The sequence below is a fragment of the Streptomyces durbertensis genome (genome assembly GCF_014156695.1).
GTDB classification, from domain to species: Bacteria; Actinomycetota; Actinomycetes; order Streptomycetales; family Streptomycetaceae; genus Streptomyces; species Streptomyces durbertensis.
The window spans coordinates 1-8,248 of the sequence record NZ_WMLF01000235.1 but is presented as its reverse complement, the minus strand read 5'-3'; the positions used below and the strand labels follow the sequence as shown (position 1 = coordinate 8,248).

General features: G+C 74.1%; 8 protein-coding genes and 1 pseudogene. All 9 read right to left on the bottom strand.

Annotated features, from left to right (window positions below; all coding sequences use genetic code 11):
* A partial coding sequence (gene ruvB, locus GL263_RS16295; protein ID WP_182856450.1) for a Holliday junction branch migration DNA helicase RuvB occupies nt 1-1,044 on the bottom strand: 1,044 nt, incomplete at its 3' end.
* A gap of 63 nt (nt 1,045-1,107) precedes the next feature.
* Complete coding sequence (gene ruvA, locus GL263_RS16290; RefSeq protein WP_182856449.1) at nt 1,108-1,734, bottom strand: Holliday junction branch migration protein RuvA; 627 nt, start codon at nt 1,732-1,734, stop codon at nt 1,108-1,110.
* A complete protein-coding gene (gene ruvC, locus GL263_RS16285; protein ID WP_182856448.1) occupies nt 1,731-2,333 on the bottom strand; it encodes a crossover junction endodeoxyribonuclease RuvC in 603 nt (200 codons plus the stop codon). The genes ruvA and ruvC overlap by 4 nt, the downstream gene beginning before the upstream one ends.
* A gap of 200 nt (nt 2,334-2,533) precedes the next feature.
* Nucleotides 2,534-3,286, bottom strand: a complete 753-nt coding sequence (locus tag GL263_RS16280; protein ID WP_182856447.1) for a YebC/PmpR family DNA-binding transcriptional regulator — start codon at nt 3,284-3,286, stop codon at nt 2,534-2,536.
* 114 nt (nt 3,287-3,400) lie between these two features.
* Nucleotides 3,401-4,018: a pyridoxal 5'-phosphate synthase glutaminase subunit PdxT gene (gene pdxT, locus GL263_RS16275; RefSeq protein WP_182856446.1), complete on the bottom strand. Its 618-nt coding sequence runs from the start codon at nt 4,016-4,018 to the stop codon at nt 3,401-3,403.
* A gap of 162 nt (nt 4,019-4,180) precedes the next feature.
* On the bottom strand, nt 4,181-5,101 hold the full coding sequence (gene pdxS / locus GL263_RS16270) for a pyridoxal 5'-phosphate synthase lyase subunit PdxS (RefSeq protein WP_182856445.1): 921 nt from the start codon (nt 5,099-5,101) through the stop codon (nt 4,181-4,183).
* 192 nt (nt 5,102-5,293) lie between these two features.
* Nucleotides 5,294-5,848, bottom strand: coding sequence for a hypothetical protein (locus GL263_RS16265; RefSeq protein WP_182856444.1), 555 nt, complete (start codon nt 5,846-5,848; stop codon nt 5,294-5,296).
* A gap of 168 nt (nt 5,849-6,016) precedes the next feature.
* A pseudogene (locus GL263_RS16260) lies at nt 6,017-7,141 on the bottom strand (glycosyltransferase family 4 protein); the annotation flags it as partial.
* Nucleotides 7,138-8,154, bottom strand: a complete 1,017-nt coding sequence (locus tag GL263_RS16255; RefSeq protein WP_182856442.1) for a phosphatidylinositol mannoside acyltransferase — start codon at nt 8,152-8,154, stop codon at nt 7,138-7,140. The gene GL263_RS16255 and the pseudogene GL263_RS16260, both read right to left, overlap by 4 nt.
* Nucleotides 8,155-8,248 lie beyond the last annotated feature (94 nt).

The following is an 8,248-nucleotide window of genomic DNA, read 5'->3' as shown; positions in this document are numbered from 1 at the left end:
CGCCGCGGGGGTGGCGACCCGCCCGCGCGGCGTCCTGGCGAGCAGTCCCTCCCGTACCAGGAACGGTTCGGCGACCTCCTCGACCGTCTCGCGCTCCTCCCCCACGGCGACGGCCAGCGTCGACAGGCCCACCGGGCCGCCGCCGAACAGCTTGAGCAGCGCCTGCAGCACCGCGCGGTCGAGCCGGTCCAGGCCGCGCTCGTCCACCTCGTACACCGCGAGCGCCCTGCCGGCGACCTCCCTGGTGATGTGGCCGTCGGCCTCGACCTGCGCGTAGTCGCGGACCCGGCGCAGCAGCCGGTTGGCGATGCGCGGAGTGCCACGGGAGCGACCGGCGATCTCGGCGGCGCCGGCCTCGTCGACGGCGACGTCCAGCAGCCGGGCCGAGCGGTGCACCACCCGTTCCAGTTCCTCGGCCTCGTAGAACTCCATGTGGGCGGTGAAGCCGAAGCGGTCGCGCAGCGGCGGCGGCAGCAGGCCGGCTCGGGTGGTGGCGCCGACCAGGGTGAAGGGGGGAAGCTCCAGCGGGATGGCGGTGGCACCCGGGCCCTTGCCGACGATCACGTCGACGCGGAAGTCCTCCATCGCCATGTACAGCATCTCCTCGGCGGGCCGGGACATGCGGTGGATCTCGTCGAGGAACAGCACCTCCCCCTCCTGGAGGGAGGAGAGGATGGCCGCGAGGTCGCCGGCGTGCTGGATGGCGGGGCCCGAGGTGATGCGGATGGGGGCGCCCATCTCCGAGGCGATGATCATCGACAGGGTCGTCTTGCCGAGACCCGGGGCGCCCGAGAGCAGGACGTGGTCGGCGCTCGCGCCGCGCTGCCTGGCCGCCTTCAACACCAGATCGAGTTGCTGCCGCACCTTGGGCTGACCCACGAACTCGGCCAGGCTCTTCGGACGCAGCGCCGCCTCCACGGCGCTGTCCTCGCTGTCGGCGCCGGCGTCCACCAGCCGCTCGGCGTCCCCCGCCGGGCCGCCCGGCGCCAGGCCGTCGAGGCCGGCCGGGTAGGCGCCGTCGGTGCTGCCGTCGTCCCAGGTCATCATCGGTCTTTCCGTCGGGTTCGGTAAGTCTGTCGCGGGCCGTGCAGGCCGTGCGGGCGGGGGTCAGCGGGCCCGGTTGAGGGTCTGGAGGGCCGCCCGCAGCAGCTCCCCGACCTGCGGGGTGCCGCCCTGGGCCAGCGTCTCCTCGGCGCGGGGCTCCACCGCCGCCACGGCCTCGTCGGCCTCCCTGGTGGAGTAGCCGAGACCCACCAGCGCTCCGCCGAGCTGGTCCCGCCAGCCGGCGGGTGCGGCGGCCGGGGCCGCACGGCCGGCGCCCACCGGGCCCCGGGGGGCGCCCAGCCGGTCCTTCAGCTCCAGCAGTAGCTTCTGCGCGCCCTTCTTGCCGATGCCCGGGACGGCGGTGAGCGCCTTCTCGTCGCCGGTGGCGACCGCTGTGCGCAGGGCGTCGGGCGTGTGCACGGCGAGCATGGCCTGGGCGAGCCGGGGGCCGACGCCGCTGGCGGTCTGGAGGAGTTCGAACACCTGCCGCTCGTCCTCGTCGGCGAAGCCGTAGAGGGTGAGGGAGTCCTCGCGGACGACAAGGGACGTGGCCAGCCGGGCGGGTTCGTCGACCCGCAGCCCGGCGAGCGTGCCCGGCGTGCACTGGACGTTGAGGCCGACCCCGCCGACGGAGACGACCGCGCCGTCCGGCGCGACGGCGGCCACCCGGCCCTCGACAAAGGCGATCATGTGCTGCTGCCCTTCCTGCTTCGTGGACGACCGGCGGCACGGCCGGGGAGACGACCGGGAGCACCGCCGGTGGCGCTTCCGGCGGCGGAGGTCTGCCGGGCGGCGGCCGCCTGGAGCCGACCGAGCGCGGGCGCCCGCCAGATGTGGCAGATCGCCAGCGCGAGCGCGTCGGCGGCGTCCGCCGGGCGCGGCGGTTCCGCCAGCCGCAGCAGCCGCGCGACCATCGCGCCCACCTGCGCCTTCTCCGCCCGGCCGGAGCCGGTGACGGCCGCCTTGACCTCGCTGGGCGTGTGCAGCACGACCGGCAGCCCGCGCCGGGCGGCGCACAGCATGGCAACCGCGCTGGCCTGGGCCGTGCCCATCACCGTGCTGACGTTGTGCTGGCTGAAGACCCGCTCGACGGCCACGACGTCGGGGCGGTGCCGGTCCAGCCACTCCTCCAGCCCGCGCTCGACCGCGAGCAGCCGCTGCGCGGTGTCCGCGTCGCTCGGCGTGCGGACGACGCCGACCCCGGCCATCCGCAGCGGCCGCCCGGCGCTGCCCTCGACCACGCCCACGCCGCACCGGGTAAGGCCCGGATCGACCCCGAGCACCAGCACCGGCTTCCTCCCCGCTGACAACCCGCGTCCGTGTCCGCTGCCGACCGCCCCTGACGGCTGCCGGCTTCCGACGGAAGCGTAGCCCCCGGCTGTGACAACACCCCCGCGCCCGGCCGGTGTCGGTGCGCCGACGGGCCGGCGGGGTGCTCCCCCGCCGGCCCGTCACGGTGTGCGCGGCCGGTGCCCGGCCGACGGTCGGCTCAGGCGTCGACCTTGGCCATGACCTCGTCGGACACGTCGAAGTTGGCGAAGACGTTCTGCACGTCGTCGCTGTCCTCCAGGGCGTCGATCAGCTTGAAGATCTTCCGCGCGCCCTCCTCGTCCAGCTCGACCTGCATCGACGGGACGAAGTTCGCCTCGGCGGAGTCGTAGTCGATGCCGGCGTCCTGGAGCGCGGTGCGGACGGCGACCAGGTCGCCGGCCTCGCTCAGCACCTCGAAGGACTCGCCGAGGTCGTTGACCTCCTCGGCGCCGGCGTCGAGCACCGCGCCGAGCACGTCGTCCTCGGTCAGCTCGCCCTTGGGGACGATGACGACGCCCTTGCGGTTGAACAGGTAGGACACCGAACCCGGGTCGGCCATCGAACCGCCGTTGCGGGTCATCGCCACCCGCACGTCGGAGGCGGCGCGGTTGCGGTTGTCGGTGAGGCACTCGATGAGCAGCGCGACGCCGTTGGGGCCGTAGCCCTCGTACATGATCGTCTCGTAGTCGGCGCCGCCCGCCTCAAGACCGGCACCGCGCTTGACCGCGCTGTCGATGTTCTTGTTCGGGACCGAGCTCTTCTTGGCCTTCTGGATGGCGTCGTAGAGCGTGGGGTTGCCTTCCGGGTCGGCTCCGCCCAGCCGTGCCGCCACCTCGACGTTCTTGATCAGCTTGGCGAAGAGCTTGCCGCGCTTGGCGTCGATCACGGCCTTCTTGTGCTTGGTGGTTGCCCACTTAGAGTGGCCGGACACAGCCTCGCTCCTTTGATGTCACCGACAGAACCAACGCGCCTGATCCTACCGCCGACCGGCCGGCGCCACGGCTTGCGCCCTCCGGCCGGGGCCGACTCCCGGGGTCCGGCGGGATCAACGCGCGGGCGCCGCCGCCCGGACCATGTCGGTGAACAGCCGGTGGACGCGGTGGTCGCCGGTCAGCTCCGGGTGGAAGGAGGTGGCCAGCAGCGCGCCCTGACGGACCGCCACCGGGTGCCCGTCGTAGGTCGCCAGCACCTCCGTCGCGGCGCCGGTGGACTCCACCCACGGCGCCCGGATGAACACGCCCTCCACCGGCCCGCCCTCCAGGCCGGCCACCTCCAGCGACGCCTCGAAGGACTCGTTCTGCCGGCCGAAGGCGTTGCGGCGGACGATCATGTCGATGCCGCCGACGGTCTCCTGGCCGCTGCGCGGGTCGAGGATCTTGTCCGCGAGCATGATCATGCCGGCGCAGGACCCGTAGGCGGGCATGCCCGACCGCACCCGCTCGCGCAGCGGCTCCAGCAGGCCGAAGATCGTGGCGAGCTTGGACATGGTCGTGGACTCGCCGCCGGGGATGACCAGGCCGTCGACCGCGGCCAGTTCCTCGGGCCGGCGCACCTCGCGGGCGTCGGCGCCGGCGGCGCGCAACGCGGCCAGGTGCTCGCGCACGTCGCCCTGGAGGGCGAGGACGCCGACGACGGGCTGGGAGGTGGTGGCTTCGGTGCTCAAGACGACTCTCCTGAAGTTGCTGACGCGCGGCCCCGTGACCAGCGGTTCGGCCGGCGCCGCTCCGACCCGCCGGACAGGCTCCGTGGGGCACTTCCCGGGGCTTGGCCCAGGGAAGTGCCCCACGTCAGCTGCGGCGCTCAGGGCCTGCTTCGCAGGCCCGCGTCACCAGCCGCGGCTGGCGTAGCGCTCGGTCTCCGGCAGGGTGTCGCAGTTGATGCCGACCATGGCCTCACCGAGGTTGCGCGAGGCGTCGGCGATCACCTTGGGGTCGTCGTAGAAGGTGGTGGCCTTCACGATGGCGGCGGCGCGCTTGGCCGGGTCGCCGGACTTGAAGATGCCGGAGCCGACGAACACACCCTCGGCGCCGAGCTGGCGCATCAGGGCGGCGTCGGCCGGGGTCGCGACACCACCGGCGGAGAACAGCACGACCGGCAGCTTGCCCAGCTCGGCGACCTCCTTGACCAGTTCGTAGGGGGCGCGCAGCTCCTTGGCGGCGGCGTACAGCTCGTGGTTGTCCAGGCCGCGCAGACGGCTGATGTCGCCCTTGATCTGGCGCATGTGGCGGACGGCCTCGACGACGTTGCCGGTGCCGGCCTCGCCCTTGGAGCGGATCATCGCCGCGCCCTCGGCGATGCGGCGCAGGGCCTCACCGAGGTTGGTGGCGCCGCAGACGAACGGCGTGGTGAAGGCGAACTTGTCGCTGTGGTTGACCTCGTCGGCCGGGGTGAGCACCTCGGACTCGTCGATGTAGTCGACGCCGAGCGCCTGGAGGACCTGGGCCTCCACGAAGTGGCCGATGCGGGACTTGGCCATCACCGGGATCGACACGGCGTCGATGATGCCCTCGATCATGTCCGGGTCGGACATGCGGGCGACGCCGCCGTCCTTGCGGATGTCGGCCGGGACCCGCTCCAGCGCCATGACCGCGACCGCGCCGGCGTCCTCGGCGATCTTGGCCTGCTCGGGGGTGACCACGTCCATGATCACGCCGCCCTTGAGCTGCTCGGCCATGCCGCGCTTGACCCGGGCGGTGCCGGTGGCGGGGGCGGTGGCTTCGGACGTGCTGGGTGACGTGCTGGACACGGTTTGACCTCACTCGACGGGGAAAGTACGACAGGGCCATCGTAGGCCCGTCCTGTCGGACGGCCGACCGGCCACCAGGTCCACTTCGGACGCGGTCGTGCTCCTCCACTGATAAAAGACGGGCCCGGCCCGGGCGGCAAGGGCCAATTCACGGTCGGTGGCCTGTCACGGCCCCTGGCGGACGGGGCGCGGTCAGGCGGGGTTGCTGCGGTCGTCGAGGACCGCCGGCGGCTCGTCGTCCATCTCGAACGCCTGCGGGGAGACCGCGTGGCCGGCCAGCCGGAACAGCCGCACCTTGCGGTGCCGCCGCAGCGCCCGCGCGGCGCGCACCGCGTCGTTGTGGAAGCGGCGTGCCATCGGCACGCGGCGCACGGCGGCGGTCAGCTCCTCGATGGTCTCCTCGCCGCCGGGAACCTCCCGCACCGCGGCCACCTGGGCCTGGTCGGCGAAGACCGCGCGCAGCGCCTGGCTGAACTCGCTCTCGGCGACCTCGCGTTCCTCCTCCTCCGCCTGGCGCGCCCGGTGGGCGGCCTGGTGGAGGACCATCGAGGCGGCCGGGTCGAGCACGCCCGAGGTGGCCAGCTCCTGGGCCACCGAGGCGCGGCGCAGCAGCTGGGCGTCGAGCGCGGCGCGGGCGGCGTCGATCCGGCTGTGCAGGCGGTCGAGCCGGCCGGCGGTCCAGCTGAGGTAGACCGCGATCAGCAGCAGCGCGGCGGCGGCCAGGATGAGCCAGGTGAAGGTCGTCACGGCTGGCTACAGTACCGGCCGGCGCTCTCACCCCCAGGGGCGGCGCCAGCCCGTGGAGCGCGGCCGCTGGCCGGTCGCGGCGGCCCCGGAGTCCGTGCCGCCGGCCACCGCGCTGTCCGAACCCGCGTCCGACCCGGCGTCCGACCCCTCGTCCGGGCCCGCCGACCCGGTGTCGGGGCCCGCGGCGGAGCGTGCCGCGCCCTCGATGACCGTCTCGTAGACGGCGAGGATGTCCGCGCCGACGGTCGACCAGTCGAAGCGCCGCACATGACGGGAGGCGTGCGCCCGCAGCTCGGCCCGCCGCTCGGGGTCGGAGAGGAGGCGGACGCAGGCCTCGGCGAGCGCGTCGGCGTCCTCGTTGGGGAACAGCTCCCCCGCTCGCCCGCCGTCCAGCACCTGGGCGAACGCGTCCAGGTCGCTGGCGAGCACGGGCGCGCCGGCCGACATGGCCTCCACCAGGATGATGCCGAAGCTCTCCCCGCCGAGGTTGGGCGCCACGTACACGTCGACGCTGCGCAGCAGCCGGGCCTTGTCCTCGTCGCTGACCATGCCGAGGAACTCGACGCGGTCCCGCAGCTCCTCGGGGAGACCGGCGACGGCCTCCCGCTCGTCGCCGCGTCCGGCGACCAGCAGGCGGGCCCCGGGGCGGCGGCGCAGGATCTCCGGCAGGGCGCGCATGAGCACCGGCAGGCCCTTGCGGGACTCGTCGATGCGGCCGACGAAGCCGATGGTCTCGCCCTGCCACTCGCTCTTGGGCTCGGCGGAGGCGAAGAAGTCCACGTCCACGCCGTTGGGGATGACCACCGCGTCCCCGCCCAGGTGCTCGACGAGGGTCCGGCGGGCGTACTCGCTCACCGCGATGCGCGCGCTGATCTTCTCCAGGGCGGCCTGGAGGATCGGGTAGGCGGCCATCATGGCGCGCGAGCGCGGGTTGGAGGTGTGGAAGGTGGCGACGACGGGGCCGCTCGCCGCCCAGCAGGCCAGCAGGGCGAGCGAGGGGGCGGCGGGCTCGTGCAGGTGCAGCACGTCGAAGCCGCCCTCGTTGACCCAGCGGCGGGTGCGGGCGGCGGAGAGCACGCCGAAGTTCAGGCGCGCCACCGAGCCGTTGTAGGGAACCGGCACGGCCCGGCCGGCGGAGACGACGTACGGCGGGAGCAGGCTGCCCTCTTCGGCGGGGGCCAGGACGGAGACCTCGTGGCCCGACCTGATCAGGTGCTCGGCCAGGTCGCGGATGTGGAACTGGACGCCGCCGGGCACGTCCCACGAGTAGGGGCAGACGATGCCGATCCTCACGGCTTCCGTCCCGTCTCGCCGCCGGCGCGCGACTGCTGCCGGTCGGCCGTCGTGCCGTCGGACGGCCGTGCCTGCGGCAGCGGGGCCGCCGGCCCGGACGCCGGGTCCGCGCCCTGCCCGGTGTCGCGGGGCTCCAGGTCGGAGAGCCACAGTCGCTGCAGCATGTGCCAGTCCTCGGGGTGGGCGGCGATGCCCTCGGCGAAGCGGTCCGCCATCCGCTGGGTCATCGCGGCGGCCTTCTCCGCGCGGGTGCCCTCGGTCGGCACGGCCACCGGGGGGTGGACCCGGCCCTTGAGCACGGGGGTGCCGTCGTACCAGAGCGTCGCGGGCAGCAGCCGGGCGCCGGTCTGGAGAGCGAGCAGCGCGGGACCGCCGGGCATCCGGGCCTTCTCGCCGAAGAAGTCCACCTCGATGCCGGAGGCGGACAGGTCGCGGTCGGCGACGAGGGCGGCCATGCCGCCGGCCCGCATCCGGCGGGCGAGCGTGCCGAAGGCGGCGCCGCCCTCGTGCGGCAGCACCTCCATGCCGAGGCCCTCCCGGTAGGCGACGAACCGGTCGTACAGCGACTCGGGCTTGAGGCGTTCGGCGACGGTGGTGAAGGGGATGCCGAGGTGGCTGGCGAGCCAGGCGCCGGCGAGGTCCCAGTTGGCCAGGTGCGGAAGGGCGAGCACGGTGCCCTTGCCGGCGGCGTGCGAGTCGGTGAGGTGGTGCAGGTCGTGGATGTAGACGCTGCGGCCGATCCGCTCCGCGCTCCACGCGGGCAGTCGGAACGCCTCCATCCAGTACCGCAGGTAGGAGCGCATTCCGGCGCGGGACAGCTCTCTGAGGCGTTCGGGCGAGGCGTCGGGCACCACCCGGGCGAGGTTCGCCTCCAACTGGCGCACCGCCTTGCCGCGCCGCTTCCAGGTGCGGTCGGCGACCGTGCGGCCGAGGCCCACGGCGGTGCGCTCGGGCAGCCGCTTGACCGCCCCCCAGCCCAGGCCGTACAGGCCGTCGGTGAGTCGTTCCCTCACGCCGTTCCACTCCCCCGGTTGTTGTCGGACCTCCGGGGCGTGCCGGAGGGCTTGGCGTCCGCCGGGTGGCCGGGGTCGGCGGACCGGTCGGGGT

Coding starts and splice junctions, on each gene's coding strand:
- ruvA (WP_182856449.1), bottom strand. CDS start 1,734: ATGATCGCCTTTGTCGAGGGCCGGGTGGCCGCCGTCGCGCCGGACGGC.